Origin of the sequence: Kiloniella antarctica, assembly GCF_042682825.1 — a bacterium.
GTDB lineage: Bacteria > Pseudomonadota > Alphaproteobacteria > Kiloniellales > Kiloniellaceae > Kiloniella > Kiloniella antarctica.
Window position 1 is genome coordinate 1 of record NZ_JBHUII010000009.1, and the last position, 19004, is coordinate 19004.

General features: G+C 44.2%; 17 protein-coding genes. 4 read left to right on the forward strand and 13 right to left on the reverse strand.

Going from position 1 to position 19004, the window contains the following annotated elements:
* Nucleotides 1-406: 406 nt before the first annotated feature.
* The 9 genes from ACFSKO_RS15185 to ACFSKO_RS15225 form a co-directional block, all read right to left on the reverse strand.
* Nucleotides 407-754, reverse strand: a complete 348-nt coding sequence (locus tag ACFSKO_RS15185) for a RidA family protein (protein WP_380253135.1) — start codon at nt 752-754, stop codon at nt 407-409.
* A gap of 22 nt (nt 755-776) precedes the next feature.
* A complete protein-coding gene (locus ACFSKO_RS15190) occupies nt 777-1877 on the reverse strand; it encodes an NAD(P)/FAD-dependent oxidoreductase (protein WP_380253137.1) in 1101 nt (366 codons plus the stop codon).
* Complete coding sequence (locus tag ACFSKO_RS15195) at nt 1874-2911, reverse strand: histone deacetylase family protein (protein ID WP_380253139.1); 1038 nt, start codon at nt 2909-2911, stop codon at nt 1874-1876. The genes ACFSKO_RS15190 and ACFSKO_RS15195 overlap by 4 nt, the downstream gene beginning before the upstream one ends.
* A gap of 45 nt (nt 2912-2956) precedes the next feature.
* Nucleotides 2957-3883, reverse strand: a complete 927-nt coding sequence (gene kce, locus ACFSKO_RS15200; RefSeq protein WP_380253142.1) for a 3,5-dioxohexanoate:acetyl-CoA acetone transferase — start codon at nt 3881-3883, stop codon at nt 2957-2959.
* A gap of 10 nt (nt 3884-3893) precedes the next feature.
* Nucleotides 3894-5243: an aminotransferase family protein gene (locus ACFSKO_RS15205; protein WP_380253144.1), complete on the reverse strand. Its 1350-nt coding sequence runs from the start codon at nt 5241-5243 to the stop codon at nt 3894-3896.
* On the reverse strand, nt 5243-6325 hold the full coding sequence (locus ACFSKO_RS15210; protein ID WP_380253146.1) for an ABC transporter ATP-binding protein: 1083 nt from the start codon (nt 6323-6325) through the stop codon (nt 5243-5245). The genes ACFSKO_RS15205 and ACFSKO_RS15210 overlap by 1 nt, the downstream gene beginning before the upstream one ends.
* Before the next feature lie 86 nt (nt 6326-6411).
* A complete protein-coding gene (locus ACFSKO_RS15215; RefSeq protein ID WP_380253148.1) occupies nt 6412-7551 on the reverse strand; it encodes an extracellular solute-binding protein in 1140 nt (379 codons plus the stop codon).
* Nucleotides 7552-7602: 51 nt separating this feature from the next.
* Nucleotides 7603-8385 (reverse strand): ABC transporter permease, encoded by a 783-nt coding sequence (locus tag ACFSKO_RS15220; RefSeq protein ID WP_380253150.1) that lies wholly within the window; start codon nt 8383-8385, stop codon nt 7603-7605.
* Entirely contained in the window at nt 8385-9251 is an 867-nt protein-coding gene (locus tag ACFSKO_RS15225; RefSeq protein WP_380253152.1) for an ABC transporter permease, read from the reverse strand. The genes ACFSKO_RS15220 and ACFSKO_RS15225 overlap by 1 nt, the downstream gene beginning before the upstream one ends.
* A 157-nt stretch (nt 9252-9408) precedes the next feature.
* Here ACFSKO_RS15225 and ACFSKO_RS15230 point away from each other — a divergent pair, with 157 nt between their 5' ends.
* The gene (locus tag ACFSKO_RS15230) at nt 9409-10374 is read left to right on the forward strand and encodes a LysR family transcriptional regulator (RefSeq protein ID WP_380253154.1); all 966 of its coding nucleotides are present in this window, start codon (nt 9409-9411) and stop codon (nt 10372-10374) included.
* 30 nt (nt 10375-10404) lie between these two features.
* Here ACFSKO_RS15230 and ACFSKO_RS15235 read toward each other — a convergent pair whose 3' ends face one another.
* From ACFSKO_RS15235 to hutG, 4 genes are all read right to left on the reverse strand, one after another.
* Nucleotides 10405-11514: a 5-formyltetrahydrofolate cyclo-ligase gene (locus ACFSKO_RS15235; RefSeq protein WP_380253156.1), complete on the reverse strand. Its 1110-nt coding sequence runs from the start codon at nt 11512-11514 to the stop codon at nt 10405-10407.
* Nucleotides 11515-11941: 427 nt separating this feature from the next.
* Nucleotides 11942-12703 (reverse strand): IclR family transcriptional regulator, encoded by a 762-nt coding sequence (locus ACFSKO_RS15240; RefSeq protein ID WP_380253158.1) that lies wholly within the window; start codon nt 12701-12703, stop codon nt 11942-11944.
* Nucleotides 12703-14085, reverse strand: coding sequence for a formimidoylglutamate deiminase (locus ACFSKO_RS15245; protein ID WP_380253160.1), 1383 nt, complete (start codon nt 14083-14085; stop codon nt 12703-12705). The genes ACFSKO_RS15240 and ACFSKO_RS15245 overlap by 1 nt, the downstream gene beginning before the upstream one ends.
* The gene (gene hutG, locus ACFSKO_RS15250) at nt 14082-14906 is read right to left on the reverse strand and encodes an N-formylglutamate deformylase (protein WP_380253162.1); all 825 of its coding nucleotides are present in this window, start codon (nt 14904-14906) and stop codon (nt 14082-14084) included. The genes ACFSKO_RS15245 and hutG overlap by 4 nt, the downstream gene beginning before the upstream one ends.
* Before the next feature lie 125 nt (nt 14907-15031).
* On the opposite strand from hutG, the gene ACFSKO_RS15255 reads away from it, so the two are divergent.
* Genes ACFSKO_RS15255 through ACFSKO_RS15265 form a run of 3 tightly spaced genes read left to right on the forward strand, consistent with a single transcriptional unit; the run spans nt 15032 to nt 18695 of the window.
* The gene (locus ACFSKO_RS15255; protein WP_380253164.1) at nt 15032-16006 is read left to right on the forward strand and encodes a TAXI family TRAP transporter solute-binding subunit; all 975 of its coding nucleotides are present in this window, start codon (nt 15032-15034) and stop codon (nt 16004-16006) included.
* A 3-nt stretch (nt 16007-16009) separates the two neighbouring features.
* The gene (locus ACFSKO_RS15260) at nt 16010-16519 is read left to right on the forward strand and encodes a DUF1850 domain-containing protein (protein ID WP_380253166.1); all 510 of its coding nucleotides are present in this window, start codon (nt 16010-16012) and stop codon (nt 16517-16519) included.
* A complete protein-coding gene (locus ACFSKO_RS15265) occupies nt 16512-18695 on the forward strand; it encodes a TRAP transporter permease (protein WP_380253168.1) in 2184 nt (727 codons plus the stop codon). The genes ACFSKO_RS15260 and ACFSKO_RS15265 overlap by 8 nt, the downstream gene beginning before the upstream one ends.
* The last annotated feature ends 309 nt before the right edge of the window (nt 18696-19004 follow it).

Sequence of the window (19004 nt, forward strand, 5' to 3'; positions counted from 1 at the left end):
CCTATCGTCAAGGAACATCGTAAATCTTTTTGTAAAAAAAATCCCAAGACCTAAATCTTAAAATCAACAATCAACAATCAATCGCTAACTGCCTGTTTTTACTCTGTCTTTCCGATGTACCACCGAAGCATGCGCCTCGTCGGTGAGCGGTGTTATAGGCCCCTCACCAACACCTGTCAAAGACCTTTCTTAAAAAAATTCATATTTCTATGATATTTCAGAAATACATCACGTTTGAGACATAATATTGCTCAAAATTACACCCAAACAGACCAAATCAACACAACAACGATTCACTAAATAACCAAAAACGACAAAATCACGCAGAACCCCCACCGAATCTCCTAAATCAAATCATAAAAAGATTCGAATAATTCGAGAAAGTCTTCTGAAATTCGAGTCTCTGCTATAGAGCGGCAACAATGATAATCTCAACGAGGTAGTCAGGTGTTGCTAATTTCGCTTCGCCGCATGCACGCGTCGGCGGGTTTTTGAGGTCAACCCAAGCGTCCCACACAGTATTCATTTCCTGAAAATCATCCATCGACGCAAGCCAAATGGTTGTCTGTAGTATTTTTGTTTTATCAGATCCCGCTTTTTTTAGAAGGTTATCAATATTACTTAAGATCGTAGCTGTTTGAGCGGCAGCGCTTTCTCCAGGAACACCAACCTGCCCTGCCAAGTATATTGTTTCATTATGAATAACCGCCTGGCTCATTCTGCTTCCAGGGTCAATACGGGTAATTGTCGTCATCTTTATTAATACCTTTATATATTTATATGAAGCGCTCAGGATTAAGCGCCTTCATCGTTTCAAGTGATAACTCTGAAGTTCTTCCCAGACAGATATCTGCAACATACGCTGAAAGAGCCGGAGCCGTTTGAATTCCGTAACCTCCTTGACCAGCCAGCCAGATGAATCCTTCTGTATCCGGAGCAAACCCCACAACTGGCGTTCGATCCTTAACAAAACTACGTAATCCCGCCCAACTTTTATCTACCCGCGTAACAGGAACACTTACCGCCTGCTCATATCGATCAAGCCCCTCTGCGAGCACCATATCATCAACAAAGACATCATGAGGTTCAACAGGGTCCTCATCGGCAGGGGAGACCATAAGCTTTCCACCCTCAGGTTTGGCGTACCATTGTTCGGACGCACTCGCAAAAAGGGGCCATTTCATAATTTCATGATCATCTGGTGGCGGCAGAAGCGCTGCTGATCGCCGCATCGGAGTAAGTCCAACTTGTTGTACTCTTGCCATTGAGGCTACCTCATCAGCCCAAGCCCCGGCGGCATTGATTAATACTTTCGCTTCAAAAGTCCCAACGGATGTCTCTACCTGCCAAACACCTTTTATCCGGCTAATTTTCTGTGCTGGTGCATTGGTAACAATCTTACCTTTGTTTTGTTTGATAATACGGGCAAAGCCTTGCAACAACCTGTCCACATCAATATCTTGTGCATTAGGTTCATAAGCTGCAGCAGCGATCTTTTGCTTCCGCAAAATTGGAACCAAATCAACCGCCTGATCAGCGCTCAGGATCTCTATACCAGTGGCCCCATCCAAATACCGCTCAAGCACTTCAATTTCAGATTCCGTCGCCACAAGCAATTCCCCCCGTGGAGAGAGAAGGCTACAATCTGAAATACCGTCAGGTTCAAGTAACACAGGTTCTGATATTGCATTCAGCGCCCGTAGGGTCTTGTTACCGTAATTACGAATGAAAATCGCCGCGCTTCGGCCACTAGAATGATATCCAAAAGCATTCATACTCTCAAGAACAGTAACACTTGCTTCCGGACTTATTCTAGCCGCCGCTCCGATGCCTGCGATCCCGCCCCCAATAACCAAAACATCCGAAGTATGCGTCATCGTGTTTCTAGCTCCTTGGATTCAAATCCCTGCAAAAAGGATGTAAGATTATCTGATAACGCCTCACATAAATACCCCCCTTCTTGCACAAAGAGTGTTGGTATATTAAGCGTTTTTATCGCCTTTGCTATGCGCGAGAACCCCTGTGTCGTGATAGAAAACCCCTGAAGAGGATCTTTTTCATAAGGATCGAGGCCTAATGCGACAACCAGGACATCTGCACCAAACGAGTTGATCCGGTCAAGTGCTGTTTCTAAGGTAACAAGGTACTGGTCATCACCCGTGCCACGTGGCAGCGGGAGGTTAAGATTATAACCTTGCCCATCTCCCTCTCCCCGCTCTTGATCACTCCCCCAGAAAAAAGGATAGAAACGATCTGGATCCGCGTGAATAGACAAAGTCAGTACATCCTTACGTTCGTAAAAAATCCCCTGCGTTCCATTTCCATGATGAACATCAACATCCAAAATGGCCGGCCTTCGGCCTGCTCGTAGTAATTGCTCTGCTGCTATGGCTGAGTTGTTGAGAAAACAAAACCCACCGGCAAGATCTGAAAATGCGTGATGTCCAGGAGGACGACAAAGAGCATAGGCTGCGGGCTCATCATTCAAAATCAAATCTGCACCCGTAAGAGCTGTTTGAGCTGACCAATAAGCGGCTTCCCAAGTTCCCGAAGAAATTGGACAAGCTGTATCTCCTTGGTGATACCCCGCCTGTCCGACCGCCGATTTCGGATAATTGGAATTTCGCGTCATCGGATGAATATTCGGAATAACTTCATCCGAAGCCCCGTCTATTCGCTGCCAGCGCCGGTGAATATTTTCCAAGAATGTCAAATATTCCGCAGAATGTATCGCCGCTATCGGCCCCAATCCATGATCCATTGATTCGACAAGCACGCATCCCGAGGCGATCGCCCCTTTTTGTAATAACCTGGTCCTCTCAGGTTGCTCTGGATTGGGGAGAACCGTGCCATTTGCAAAAAAATGCTTTGGATCATGCCTTTTTTGACGTTCATCAAAGACATATTTCATGATGCACCTCTTATGCTTTTTATAAATTTTTCTGAGAAACGATTTCTAAAACTTAACATGAGCACTCCCTTTTAAATCGAGAAGAGCGCGCGCTTCATCAGCGGTCGCAATTTCACGCCCCAGATGCTCAACAATTTCTCGAATTTTTATAACCTGCTGGGCGTTAGATACGGCTAGGGTGCCTTTTTCTATGCTAAGATTATCTTCAAGGCCGACCCGAACATGGCCTCCCATTGCAGCAGACATAGCGGCCATCTGCATCTGGTGACGTCCCGCTGCCAAAACAGAAAAAGAATAACTATTCCCAAATAACTTATCAGCAATACGCTTGATATGTGTCAGGTTTTCAGGATCAGCCCCCATTCCCCCAAGAACACCAAAGACAAACTGGATGAAAAGCGGGCCGCGAACCAAACCCCGATCAACAAAATGCTTAAGCATATAAAGATGCCCGAGATCATAACATTCAAATTCAAATTTAGCGCCTCGCTTACCTCCCATTTCAGTAAGGATATAGGCAATATCTCGTGGCGTATTCTTAAACACAAGATCATCCGAGTTTTCCAAAAACGGCTTTTCCCAATCATGCTTCCACTCCTTTATCCTTTCGACAATAGGATAAAGGGCAAAATTCATGCTTCCCATATTCAACGAACACATCTCCGGCTCAACCTTAAGGGGAGCAGCCAAACGATTTTCCAGCGACATTAGAGCACTCCCTCCTGTAGAGAGGTTTAATATCGCATTTGATTTCGACGTAATTCGTGGAAGAAATTTCATGAAGCTCTGATGAGAAGAAGATGGTTCTCCTGTATCGGGATCTCGTGCATGCAGGTGAATAATTGCGGCTCCCGCCTCAGCAGCCGCAATTGATTGCGCTGTAATTTCCTCACCTGTAATCGGTAAATAAGGCGACATAGAAGGCGTGTGTATTGAGCCTGTAACCGCACAGGTAATGATTATCTTACTCATGGGAAGGCCTTTATTTTTCGATGGGCAGTTTCGCTTCAATCGCAAACATGTCGAGGGATTTGATCAACATGATCATGATTTCCTCTACCTGAGCCTCTGTCGTAATCATCGGAGGACAAACGAGGAAGTGATCCCCTTCTAGCCCACCACGTGTTCGTCGGGAATAAATGATAAGTCCATTGGAGTAAGCGATATCGACCAACAGATCAAAAGCTGCCAACTCTTTTGGCAGGGGTCGCATTGTATTACGGTCGCTAACCAACTCAAAAGCAAGTAATAATCCCATTCCACGAACATCACCAATAAAAGGATAACGGTCCATCAGCCCAACCAAACGATGCTTTAAAACACCCCCGATATCTTCGGCATTCTTCAGTAAACCCTGCGTTTCAATTTGTTCAATAACGGCAAGTCCAGCAGAGCAAGCCAATGGATTACCAGCGTACGTAAAACCGTGTAAAAAACCACCTTCGGCCATCACGGCATCAACAATATCATTATGAGCAATCATCGCACCTAGAGGGACATACCCCGCAGAAAAACCCTTTGATAGGACCAAGATGTCTGGAGCAACACCCCAGTGTTCACCGGCAAAAAACTGCCCGGTTCGCCCTCCACCAGTCATAACTTCATCATGGATCAAAAGAATATTATATTGGGAGCAAATCTCGCGAATTCGCTCCATATACCCTACCGGCGGCACCAAGGCACCTGTAGATGCCCCGCCAACGGGCTCAACGATAAAGGCTAAAATGCTATCCGGCCCCTCTTCAAGAATGCATGTTTCTAACATATCAGCATAATGACGTCCCGTTTCTGGATCGTCGGGGTTTAGCCCATCAAGATAAGCCGTTGGTGCTGGAATTTTGGGCATTGCCTGCATCATGGGGTCAAAGGGCTTGGTAAGCGATGTATAGCCTGTCAGGGCAAGCGCGCCCAAAGTGCATCCATGATAACTCGGAAAGCGAGAAATTACTTTCCAACGTTTGGGTTGACCTGAAGCAAGTGCGTATTGCCGTGCAAGCTTAATTGCACTTTCAACGGCCTCGGATCCTCCCGATACAAAAAAGACTTTATCTAATCCTTCCGGCGACAAAGCCGCAACTTTACTGGCGAGCAATTCAGCGGGTTCCGTTTCAAAGTGAAGGCGATAGCCAAATGTTGACTTGTCCATCTGCCTGCGCATTGCTTCCAACACATACTCATTAGAATGACCGATATTACAAACCATCGCTCCTGATGATCCATCGAGATAGCGTTCGCCATCAACATCCCACATGTAAATCCCTCTCGCCTGATCAAGAACTGGGCGATGGTTTTGCGATTGGTAGAAGAGATGACTTTTTTTAAGCGTACCCATCAATCATCTCCTTTTAACGCGACGCAGTCCTGAGGCCTAAAACGGAGAGAGACTGTCTCTCCCTCACTAAAGGGATGATTTTCAATCATATTAAGAGCTTGTAATTGGAGATCTCCGACGCGAACAAAATACCGAACCGCCTGTCCTTGATAATCTACCGTTTCAACAATGCCCTCTACACTCGTGCGCAGATCCGAAGCTGTACCGGCCGAGACCAGGCAGAGTTTTTCGGCACGGATCACGAGTTTCGCCGCCGAGCCAGCAGAAATGTTTTGCGCTTTTTCCAAAGGTAATTCGAAGGATCCCAAACGCCCAGCGTCAATAAGAACATTAGTTTTGTCTGTTTTATCGCACCTGACATCGAGAATGTTCGAAGTACCGAGGAAATCAGCGACAAAAATACTCCCCGGATTGTCATAAACATCTTTCGGAGCGCCGACTTGCTCTATACGCCCCCCTGACATCACAACGAGTTTGTCAGACATTGCCAGAGCTTCAGATTGATCATGCGTGACAAAGACCGTTGTAATACCAATCTTCTCCTGAATGCGCTTTAACTCAATTCGCATATTTTCACGCAAGTTCGCATCTAGCGCAGAAAGAGGTTCATCAAGGAGCAAAACATCAGGCTTGATCACAATGGCCCTCGCAAGCGCTATCCGTTGCTGCTGTCCGCCGGACAATTGATTTGGATATCGCTCACCCAAATCAGGAAGCTGCACTAGGTCAAGTACATCCTTCACGCGACGTTTCACTTCCGCATCAGGTACCTTACGATACTTTAAACCAAAGGCGACATTCTCATAAATCGTTTTGTGAGGAAACAAAGCGTAGTTCTGAAAAACGATCCCGAGATTTCTTTTGTGCATCGGAATGTTATTTACCAGCTGATCTCCGATGCTGATTTCGCCCTCTGACGGATCCAGAAGACCTGCAATCATACGTAACGTCGTCGTCTTTCCGCAACCAGATGGCCCAAGCAAGGTCACAAAACTACCTTCCGGAATATCGAGAAACATTGGATGTACAGCCGTAAAACCGGCAAATCGTTTGGCTATATTTCTCAAACTAACGGAGCTCACAAGAGGCCTCCAGAAACTAAATTATTAAAAGACTCTCTGCCGCAAATATCGCGGCAGAGAAAGTTGCAAGGAGAATCGCCTTCCGATTAATACCCTTTTTGGATACGACCGAATTCCTTAGACCAAGCCTGCTGATTACCATTCCAGTATTTTGAATTGGCAAAGGTTAAACCAGACAGAGTTCCTGTTGGATCAAAAGCTGGCAACGTTGGTATTTTTTTACCAAGATCGACTTTCGCCGGATCAAGGGCTGGGGGATAATTTTGTCCCTCAGCAACCGCAATGGAAGCCTCATTTGACAACATGAAATTCAATAACTGTTCACACTCTTCCATGGGAGAACCTTTAAGAACAAAGAGACATTCTTGCCAACCAAAGCCGTTTGGCGGATCCATATAACCAATATCGTGACCTTGTTCTTGCAAAGCGAAGACCCGGCCAGACCAAGCTTCTGTTACATAGATTTCCTCTTCAGCAAGCAGGGTCATAAGTTCGGCACCAGATCCCCAGTACTTCAGTAACAGATCCCGGTGTGTGCGGAGTGCTTCCCAGATTACATCCATATCTGTTGCATTATTTGGATCCTGATCTGTCTGTAGTGAGGCATACCAAATCCTTGTGCGCCAATCACTCCACCCACCAATTTTACCTTTAAAGCGTTCATCGAGAAGGATTTTTGCACCCTTTTCCTTCATCTCTTCATCAGAAATGTATTTTCGATTATAGGCGATCCCAGTCGTGCCATAATCAAAAGGAACACATGAAAGTTTACCGTCTGTGACATCACGGAAGACATCAACCAGTTTTGGAATCACATTTTTCAAATTTGGAATATTGTCTTCATTCAACGTGCTGGTTAGGCCAAGCTCGTGATAACGGGCATAATCAAAAACACCAGAAAGGTGGGCAATATTATATTCACCGCTTTGGCTGGCTTTTACGCGGGAAATATATTCATCTCCACTACCGAAAGTACCGTCCACAACCTTAACGTTCGTGGCTTTAGTGAAAGGGTCAAAAGCATGTTTGCGAAGAGCTTCTGACACCACACCGCCCCAACCGTCAAAACGAACTTCTTTTACTGCTGACAGCGCATTTTTTGCAAAAGGTGTACTGACACCATAAGCCAGTCCAGCAGCACCGAGTAGCCCCAGGAAAGAGCGCCTATCCACATCACCATTTTTATAACGATCGAGTAAACGGTCATATCTTTTTGAATTGTCCATTATTTTTCTCTCTGTTTTTTTAAAGGGTTATTATTTTTATGTGCGTCTTGATTAGTGCTGCTTCATTGCGATACGTCGGGCGATCCCAATCCCTATCAACGGCAATCCCACCGTTAAAATAATCATGATGGATCCTAATGCGTTGATTTCTGGAGAAATCGAATTCCGCAACATCGAAAAAATTTGTGTCGGAACAGTCTCTATACCACCGGGTTTCCAAAACAATGTTCCTGTGATGTCATCAAAACTGATCGTGAAGGCGAAAAGCATGCCCGCAAAAACAGCAGGAGCGAGCAACGGAAGGGTTATCTGGAAAAAAGCCTGAACAGGGGTAGCGCCAAGACTCATTGCCGCCTCTTCATAATCCTTGCGAATACTGACAAGGCGGGCCTGAACCACCAAAACAACAAACGGTAACGTGAAAATTACATGCCCTAAAAGCAGTAGTAAAAAGCTCTTATGAAATGACAGGAAATTGAGAAAAAGTAATAAAGCAACTGCCAGAACCACTTCTGGTACTAATACAGGTGCAATCAAAAGTGTCGAGATGAGATTTCGCCCCGGAACTTTATAACGAACCAAAGCCAAGCTAGCGAGAACACCAAGAAAAGTAGAGATCAACGCCGTCAATGTGCCAAGAACAATTGAGGTTTTAAAAGCCCTCAGGATCGCTTCATTCTCCCAAAGTTCTACAAACCAACGGAATGAAAATCCTGTGATAGGAAAACTGCCGAACTGGTTGTCGTTAAAACTCAGCAAAACAACAACAGCAACGGGAAGAAACATGAATACATAAACCGCAGCAGTCCACGCCCGGAGAATTGACCGCCCCATTAGCTTAAGCCTTTCATGAGCTGCGCCATCCCAAAGAAACGGTTGTAGATAAATACGAGCGCCCCAAGGACAGCAACCAAAACAAGGGAAAGTGCCGACCCTAACGGCCAGTCAAGTTGTGTGATGATTGCTTCAAAGACAAGATTGGCAAACATCGCATCAGTAGGACCACCTAAGATCAATGGCGTGATATAAGTACCTGCTGCCAGAACGAAGCAAAGCAACCCACCCGCTGCCAACCCAGGTAAAGACAAAGGTAACGTCACTTCAAGAAAGCTTTGCCACCGGCTAGAACCCAGAGAACAAGCGGCATCTTCCAGAGTTTCATCAATTCCTTCGACACTCACATAAATGTTGAGAATCATAAATGGCAGTAGAAAATGTACCAATCCTAGAATGACAGTGGACTCGTTATACAGAAGCTGGAGAGGGGTGGAGATAATACCTGAAGCCAAAAGTAACGAATTTAAAGCCCCGGAAACGCCTAAAATGTTTATCCATGACATCGTTCGGATGATGTAGCTGATCCAAAACGGTAACATGAGAAGCATCAGTAACATCGCTTTGTTTCCCCGTGATCGTGCAATAAAATAAGCCGCGGGGTATCCCAGTAATGCACAAACCACAGTCGTAATAGTTGCGATTTTCAGCGTATTAAACAGAATATCTCGATAGAACGAATCAGTAAGAACTTCTGACCAATTGGTTAGATAAAACCCTGGCTGGTCCGCCCCGTTTGCGGTCCGCAGCCAAAAAGAATAGACGACAACAAAAAGCACCGGCACAACCAGTAGGAAAAAGATCGTTGTTAATGCCGGAGAAAGCAGCAACCACGGTTGCCGTGCTTCTCTTGTCTCTCGTGCCATTGATTTTCCCTGTGATTTGTTTTGTAATTTATTCTGCGATTTACCTACGAGTTTCCGTGTGGCTTCTCTCGTTTATTTTTTTCTCCTTAAAACCTGTCAGATAGCGTACCATTGATCAAATAGATAGTTAGAATTACAAGTATTGATGAAATTTATGATGCCAGAATTTAGTATAGATAGCGCAGAAAAGCTTGCTCGTGACATGGATTGGAACCTGTTACGAACCTTTGTTATTTTGGCAAAATCTCGTAGCGTTACCGAAGCCGCAGAAAAAATGCGGTTAAAACAACCAACAGTCTCCAGCGCACTTAAAAGACTGGAAGATCGTCTTGGTAAGCGCCTCATAGATAGATCACCAGGAAATTTTCGACTGACAAAAGCTGGAGAACTACTTGAAAAAGAAGCCGTCGAAATACACGGCGCCATATTGCGCTTAAACACCCTGATGCGTGAAACAGTAGACGAGGTCCGTGGACATGTTCAGATTGCCATGGCAAGCCATGTGATCAGTCCACTTTTTGATAACACCCTAACAGAATTCCACAAAACTTACCCCTATGGCACCCTTACGATCGATATATCAGCCAGTCGACATGTAATTGAAAAAGTCATGGCTCGTCGAGCCTCCATGGCCGTTTGTCTGGTTAGAGATCGAAATCCAGCACTAGAGTATAAACGTCTTTTTAGGGAATATTTTGGGTTATTTTGCGGTCCTTCACATCCCCTCTTTGGCTTGGAAGGGTTGACAAAAGCCGATCTCGCAGGACACTCCACAGTAAGTTTTGTCACAGATCATATGAGCGATGCACTCAGACAAGTCACTCTCATGCGGGCTGATGCTGACCTAGAAGATAGAGTTGTCGGCACATCAGCTAACCTTGAGGAAGTACGAAGACTAATAATTGCAGGTTTGGGTATCGGCCCCTTACCAATCCACGTGGTCAAACGCGACATAGAGGACGGTCACCTATGGCGTCTTCCACCTTTTGAGGCCCCTCCTGCTGTTGATGTCTATGTCGTATGGAACCCCAAAGCACGCCTTAATCGAGCGGAACAAGCTTTCTTAGATTTGCTCTTGGCGCAAATTGAAAAAACCCCTCTTTCAGAAAGAGAATATATTTAAATGCGCCCCTTCAAGACAGCTCTACACGCATTAGAGTTTTACGCATTTTTGAATGATTTTTTCATTAATGTTAAGCATATCACGTAGATCGCGGGCAAGTGCTTCGGCACCAATTTTAGGTAAAGCTTCACGAAGCTTCCGTATGCTCCAGTCTTGGCCGCGCTTGAATAACTCTAAGTATTCTTCGGCACAATTTTGAGTAGCTTTCTTTTCATAAAGCACATCGTTTTTTGAACGAAAAGGACCGCCAAGATCAGCGATATGGCGCGATAACATTTCACAGATGCTATTCATGTCCTTGGAAATTTTTGCTATAACCTCATTATTCAATTCATTATCGGCGCTCTTTGCAATCTTGGCGACACTCTGAACTCCTGCACGTTCAACGTCCAAAAGCTGCTTCAATAGTTCAATTAATTCAGTGGAGTTCATGTACCCAAAGTATCGTGGATCAGCCTCATGCATATAACACGGCGAAGAAGAATAAGTGACAGGATCATCGCCTTGATCAAAATAAGTATCTGTCGACGTTACAGGTTGATCTTTCAAAACTCGCCCGCGATTTCTTAATACTGTGCAGCCGGCTTCGGTTACAATTGCGTCCAACGGAATATCATGTGGTTGCGGGTGTATAGTCTCTAGATGTCCAAGCGCGTAACCAACGCCGATGGTCAACGGCAATTCATTCATGGCCGCCAGTGTACGATCAAAATACCCGCCGCCATAACCCAGACGGTAGCCCGCGTCATCATACCCCACCAAAGGAACCAATGCGATGGTTGGCTTTACTTGGATACGTTCCTCCGGCACCGGGATATTCCAAATACCGCGGGCCATTTTCATGCCCGGTTGCCATGCCCAGAATTCCAATGGTTGATTTTTTTCAACAACCACTGGCAATGCCGCAGTTGCCCCAGCAGCAATGGATTCCCGAATTAAGTCAAGGAAATTGATCTCACCGTCAAAAGGCCAGCAAAAGCAAATGCATGCATCCGTTAACTCTGGAAAACCTTCACGGAGCAAGTCGCTGACAATCTGTCGATTACTTGTTCGTGCTGCCAGCGATAACTCAAGACGCTTCGAACGTAATTCAGCACGCTTCAATTTTCGCCAACGTTTAATCTCTTCCCAATCCTTCATTATCACGTGATCCTCATCCTCGAGCCAATACCTTCATGCCTGAAGCTGGCGTTTATACCTGTAATATTGCAAACCTGTATTTTGAGACTGAATGGGAACAAGATAGAGATTCCCCTTTCATCACGGGGGAATAGGATGCCGTCGCGTTGCATTAAAAAAATACATCAAGTACGGTCATGCTTTATTCCATCTTGTTCACCGCGACGGGTGTGCAAGAGATCGTATCAAGACACTCTATACTTTTTAGATAAGCTCAAAATGCCGCAATACGTGACGATAACAGTAACATTCATATTAAATATATCAAATTATATATTTAAACGCCTTGTCACAAAATCAAGACTAACATCGGTAATTTATTATCGCGATCATTGCTTAATTTAAACGCTAGCAGTACTTAATATCGAAGCTTCATATCACAATCAGATTACAAGAAAGCCGATATTTCATTTGCTGCTTTTGCAACAGCATCAATCATAAATTGATCCGCTTTCAATTGCTGTTCATGTCCAGAGATATTAATTGCGCCGACAATCTCACCATTTGAGCTAAGAATAGGATACGCAATAACAAATGTATCTGATGCAAGGTGAGAGCGTTGCGCAACATATTTCAATTCGCGATCTTTCTTAATGAGAGCAAGCAATGTCTCAGTGTCTCTTGGTGCGTGCTCGGTTAATGCAGGAAATTTGTATTTCTTGTACAGCTTAATGATTTCTTGATCAGACAATCCACTAAGCATAAGTCGCCCCATGGAGGTCGCATGTGCAGGCAACCGGCTACCTACTGGAATATTAGAAACCAAGCTTCTTTCGGAAAGGGCACGATAAATATATACGATTTCTGTATTTTCTAACACCGACACATGGGCGGTAAAGTCAGTAATATTTCTGAGATTTTTAATATAAGGTTCAGCAATTTCAGAAATATCCAGTGATTTTATATACCTAAACCCTAAATCCATTACTCTTGCCGCAAGCTTGTATTGTTTGCCGTTTGTCTGCTTACTTAAAAAACCCTCATTTTCAAGAGTAACAACATATCGGTACACTGCTGAGCTTGTGATGCCCATGATGCTCGCAATCTCGGACAAATTTAGACTAGAATTTTTGTGATCAAATAAAGATAAAATTTCTAGCCCCCGTACAAGAGAGTTCGCGGTATAGGATTTTGCTTTTTTTTCTGGCATCAAATTTCCTGGCAAAGCGCCTTCATTGATTTTTGGAATTCGGAATTTATTCGTTCTTCCATCGGATGTCGTCCGGCATCAACCACGAGCTTTCCACCGGAAATCACATCTCCGACGATACGCGGGCTTTGTGAAAACATGCGGTAATCAAGTAAAGAATTGGTTGGAAGCGTATCAAACATAGTTCCATTTTCTTCGACAAGCTCAAAGAAATCAGCTAAATAACCAACAGAGACAACACCTGATTTCCGCCCCGCAGCACGCCCGCCACCCATGGCAGCTTTTGAGAATAAATTTGTACCAGTATTTGGCATTTTACTCGACGCAAGAACAGTTCTTTTTTGATGAATAAGTCTTTGACTATACTCAAACATTTGAAGTTCAGCAAAGGGGTCACAATTAACGTTTGAATCAGACCCTATGCCAAAACATCCTCCTTGTTCAATATATTCAACGCCATTGAACACGCCATCTCCAAGGTTAGCTTCTGTTACGGGACACAAACCAACTGTTGCGCCTGATTGCGCGACCATCTTGGTTTCCGAAGACGTCATATGTGTGGCATGAATTAAACACCAACGGGCATCGACATCTGCAAGGTCAAACAGCATTTCGATCGGCCGTTTATTAGAATATTCTTGTGCCGCTTTAACTTCTGGCATTTGCTCTGCCACATGGATATGCATTGGAGCATTACTTGGCATGGTTTTGAGCAACTGAACCAACTCAGACATTTCACTCTCAGAAACGGCTCGTAACGAGTGAGGCGCAATCCCCAAATTCACCCCTTGAGAAGCACAGGGATCCTTTAAGTTTCCCAACATCTTTGAAAACGTATCGAGCGATGTCACAAACCGCCGTTGGCCGTCATGGGGCGGCTGGCCTCCAAAGTCAGAGTGCGCATAAAAGACAGGTAAATGCGTCAGCTGAATACCTGTTTTTTGGGCTGCAGCCAATATTGCCAAAGACATTTCTTCGGGAGAAGCGTAACAAGAGCCATCTTGAGCGTTGTGGATATAATGAAACTCAACCAAGCTTGTGTATCCGTGTTTCAAGCACTCAAGATAAAATTTTGCTGCAACGGCAGTTTGATCTTCCGGTGAAAGTCGCAGTGCGAAATAGTACATCATTTCACGCCACGACCAAAATGTATCAACTGGATTTCGACGCACCTCAGTTAAGCCTGCCATAGCAAACTGAAACGAATGGCAGTGAAGATTTGTCATCCCGGGTACGACGGGCCCTTTAATAACCCGAAATCTATCGGGGTTATTATCTTCTATCATTTGAACAATATGACCAGTCGGATCAATATGTATGGATATATTTTCAAGCCATTCATGACCTGTAAATACTCTTTTCAGGTGAAATCCTTTGGTCATTTTATTACTTTTCCTTGGGTGTGTAATTCTTCAGCAAAGCCCAACATTTCCCCTACTATCTTACCAACAAAGGCCGTTAGGTATGTAACCTTGGCAGGAAGCATGGTCCATGGTGCGGTTTCTAACATGTAAGTATGTTGTGCAATTTCTATTTGGACGGCATGCACATCCTCCATAGGTTGACCATAATGACGGGTTATATAGCCGCCCTTGAAACGACCATTGAAAACGTACGAATACTTACTTTGTTCACAAACGTCATTGATACGTTCACTCAGACGATTGGCTGCGGTAGCACCCTCATTCGTTCCTATATTTATATCAGGAAGCGTTCCATCAAATAATCTTGGGACTTTTGATCTGATTGAGTGGCAATCAAGTAACAAACAGAAACCAAACTTATTTCTCGTATCATCAATTATTTGTCGTAATTTTTGATGATATCCTATCCAGTACTCATTTACTCTTAACTGCACGTTTCTTTTATCGGGACCCTGACCCGATAAATAGAGCTGATTTCCGTCGAAATCTATGCTTGGAACCAAACCAGTCGTCGCCCCAGCATAGAGCGGTTTGTCGTCTTGCGGTCGATTAAGGTCAACCATATACCGAGAATAATGAGCAACAAGAACAGAAGCTTGTGTCTGCGCTGCCTCCATTACAATGGTATCCATGTGCCAATCAGTATCTACCAAGGACAATGCAGAGCCCGTCAATTTTTGCTTAACTACATCAGAGAGTTCTCTCCCAGAATGAGGCACAGACATAACGATCGGCGAGTCCGCTTCTGTGTAACTCCAAGTATGATTTAGGTTCGACATAATACTCTCATTTATTTGGTATATAAAATTAGACATTGACATATAAAATAATCAAGACTTAATTACAATACTTCGAAACTTTTCGGAGAAACGATGCTCAACAGTCTTTGAAGGAGGGAGTTCACGTGAAAATATCTAGAAGAGGCGTTCTAAAATCTGCAGCTGCAGCCACCGCCCTAGCTTGTCTACCTGGAGGTGCGTTTGCTCAAGAACGCAAATTTTTTGGTATCGCAACAGGGGGTACAGGTGGCACGTACTATCCGCTTGGCGGAATGCTTGCGCAGCTGATTTCAAACAAAGCTGAATTAAAAGACATTAAGCTGTCAGCAACAGCAGAATCAGGTAACGCTTCAGTTGCTAATTCAAAACTGTTGGGACGTGGCGAAATTGAAAGTGCCTTTGCCGCTGCCGACATTCTCGACTCAGCTTATAAGGGTACAGGGCAATTTGACGGTACTCCAATCAAAAATATTAGAGCTATTGGTGCACTATACCCAGAGACTGTACAGCTTGTCGTAAGAGCAGATTCTGGGATCAACAGTTTTGCTGATTTGGCCGGAAAATCAATTTCTTCGGGTTCACCTGGGTCTGGCCAATGGCAATTGCTTGGCGATTTGCTTGAAGCACATGGCATGACACGCGAAAGTGTCTCAGAAGATCTATCTTCATTTTCTCAATCTGTTGAAAAAATCAAAGATGGAAACCTTGATGCTTCTCTAATTACAGCCGGTGCACCAACTTCATCTGTCACTGATCTTGCAAACGGACACGAAATTAAAGTTGTACCACTAAATGGCCCCGCAATTGCTAAGCTACAACAAAAGCAGCCTTACTATGTAAACACCATCCTGCCTGCTGGTTCTTACAAGGGTGTTGATAGCGATGTAGAAACACTTGCTGTTCGGGCAATTTGGGCCACCCATGCAGATGTTCCAGACGACATCATTTATGCAGCAACAAAAGCACTGTACGAAAACACTGAAACTTTGGGCAAGGTACATCCTAAAGGTAAAGAAGTTAATATCGAAAGTGCTCTAGAAAGCGTTTCTATTCCTGTTCATCCAGGCGCGCAACGCTACTACGATGAAAAAGGTCTGTAATACATGACTTCTGCTGGTAAATTGTTAAAAATTTGTTTCTTCTTGGGACTTTTAATAACGTTTACCAGCAGCCCTATATCGGCAGGAACGAAGCCTCAGCTTTGCATTTTGAGTTTCCCTGAAATGCACAGTTTAGCCCAATTGGACCCAAGCACTGATGGTACGTTTTCGTTGTCTTTTTTGCATTCGGTTTCTCTCAACACCGTTACGGATGTCTATCGTATTGAAGCAAATGAAATCATTCAAATTTCAGAAACTTTCTCTCAACACGGGGCAGGTTTACCTTCACAGTCAGATGACATTGGAGTAACCGGCTGGGTTCATTCCAATGGTATGTTCACGGTCGAATTGGACCGAAAAGTATCGCCTTTGGTCATTCGTGTTCAATCAGGATATCAAAATAAACTTACACAAAATGGGCGTGAATATCGTATGTCAGATTGGGCAATTGGAGCCTTATTGCTTACTCCATGTGGCACGATAAATAGAATGAAAGATATTAAAAATGGCTAATACAGAGACCGAAAGCGAGTTCTCGCAAGGTGAAATTGATGCTCTTGTAAAAGAACATGATTCAGAATCCAATTTCCGCGATCTTGCCGGGAAAGTAGCGCTTTTAGTCACAGTTTGTTCTGTTGGGCTGTCATTGTTCCATGTGTATACAGCGGGCTTTGGGTTATTAAATGAAATCGCGCACAGAACTATCCATTTAACAGTCGTGCTCGGTTTGGTATTTTTGGTTTTCCCTCGTAAACGTGCGGAACCAACCAAAAAAATATGGATACAATCAGCAATGTTTGCTGCGTTTTATTCCTACTTAGCACTCAGCCTGTTTAAAAGTTTAGAGCCAACCTTACCTAATATTCTTGGATTGTTAGCCATTGGGGTTTTAATTGTTCTGACCCTTCCCTTTCCAGGGAGTAGTAAGAGCAGTCAGTCGGTTGCTGGTCGCGATTGGATTTTTGCAGTATGTGCTGCCGGTTTCTCGCTTTACTTAACTGTCTTCTTCGAAAAAATATTCATTATCAATGTTGGTGAACCTGGTAATACAGAATACCTGATTGGCCTCGTTGCTATTATTATGACATTAGAAGCAACACGACGCACGATGGGGAGCGTTCTTCCTGTTATTGCCGTAATTACCGTTCTTTACGCACTGGCTGGACCATATTTACCAGGCATATTAGCGCATCGCGGTTATTCTATCGTTCGGATAATTAATCACTTATTTGTGGGAACAGAAGGTATTTACGGTATTGCCGTTGGAGTTGTTGCCACTTACGTATTCCACTTTGTACTTTTTGGTATCCTTGCCCAAATGAGCGGGTTGGGCCAATTATTTATTGATCTAGCCTCTATTATCGCAGGACGATACAGTGGAGGAAGTGCAAAAGTATCAGTTGTCTCATCTGGTTTCTTTGGAATGATCTCTGGATCCCCGATTGCAAACACAGTTACAACGGGCGCATTCACTATCCCACTTATGAAAAAATCCGGATTTTCAGCACGATTTGCAGGTGCTGTAGAAGCATCAGCATCCTGCGGCGGACAAGTTACTCCACCGATCATGGGCGCATCAGCATTTGTGATGACTGAGATGCTCGGCGTACCTTACAATGAAATTATACTTATTGCGATTATACCCGCTGCATTCCATTACTTGGCAATTTTGTTAATGGTTCACCTCGAAGCAAAACGCCTTGGCTTGAAGGGCATGTCTGCCGACCGTATACCACAATTTAAAGCCGTGTTTTCCCGTAGCTGGCACTTGTTTATTCCTCTTGGGGCCATGGTTGCTTTACTCTTAATGCAATACACCCCCTTCCTAGCTGCGTTTTGGGGTATCATACTAACAATCGTATTTTCTTATGTCCCTATTCTTACCAATATGGTGGGGAAAGCGAACATGGACACATCATATGTTTTAACGCCCAAAAAATTGGTTATCGGCTTTGAAGATGGTGCAAAATTCGCTTTAGCAATTGGTGCTGCCTGTGCCTGCGTTGGCTTTTTATTAGGTGCAATGACTCTAACAGGGTTAGGATTTAAATTCTCAGCAGCTGTTGTGGATCTGGCCAATGACATGGCAACGGTTATCGCAAGTTATGACTTTACAGGACTGTTAAGCCAGCAAGCGATGGCACTCTTCTTTGGTCTCTTCTTTGTAGCCCTCGCTTGTATTATTATGGGTGCAGGAATTCCGACAACGCCAACATATATTATCTTAGCCTCAATTGCCGCTCCCGCATTAAACGACTTTGGTATCCCTTTGATTGCAACACACTTTTTTGTTTTTTACTTTGGTGTGTTAGCCGATGTCACTCCACCGGTCGCCCTCGCCGCTTATGCTGCAGCGGGATTATCGCGCGCCGATGCAATGCAAACAGGGATAACCGCCTTCAGGCTATCTATGGGGAAAGCACTGGTGCCCTTCATGTTCGTTTATGCACCAAGTCTCTTATTCATTGATTTTAATGCTGTCGAGTTTATTTCTGCTCTCTTGGGTGGAATACTCTCGATTGTCGCGTTGTCATCAGCATATATTGGATGGTTTGGAAAAGATTTTGGCACAGGCGGAAAATTACTTCTCACCCTTGGAGGACTACTCTTGATCGTACCATCCTTATCTGTAAAGGCGGTGGGTCTTGTCTTAGTCGTCGGGTACTTATTTATACTTAACCGTCGGTAAACCATACCCTTCTATGAAGGCGGCATGATCAAACTTGAGCCATGCCGCCTTCACAAGAAATGAATTAGCATTATCCATCTCAAACTACAGCATATCAGCTCCAAAGTGGTACCGTTGTAAAATAGAACAACTTCAATTCACCACAAACAAAACATCCCACAATCTGAACCTGTTGAAACAGCGCCCCACGCTTCTTATTCAGAGAATAACCTCACAAGAGTTCTCATGATACCTCCTCTTAAAATAGAGAAAATAAAATTACCCTCAGCATCAAAAGCCCTCTGAATACAGTATATTCTGAGGGCTTAA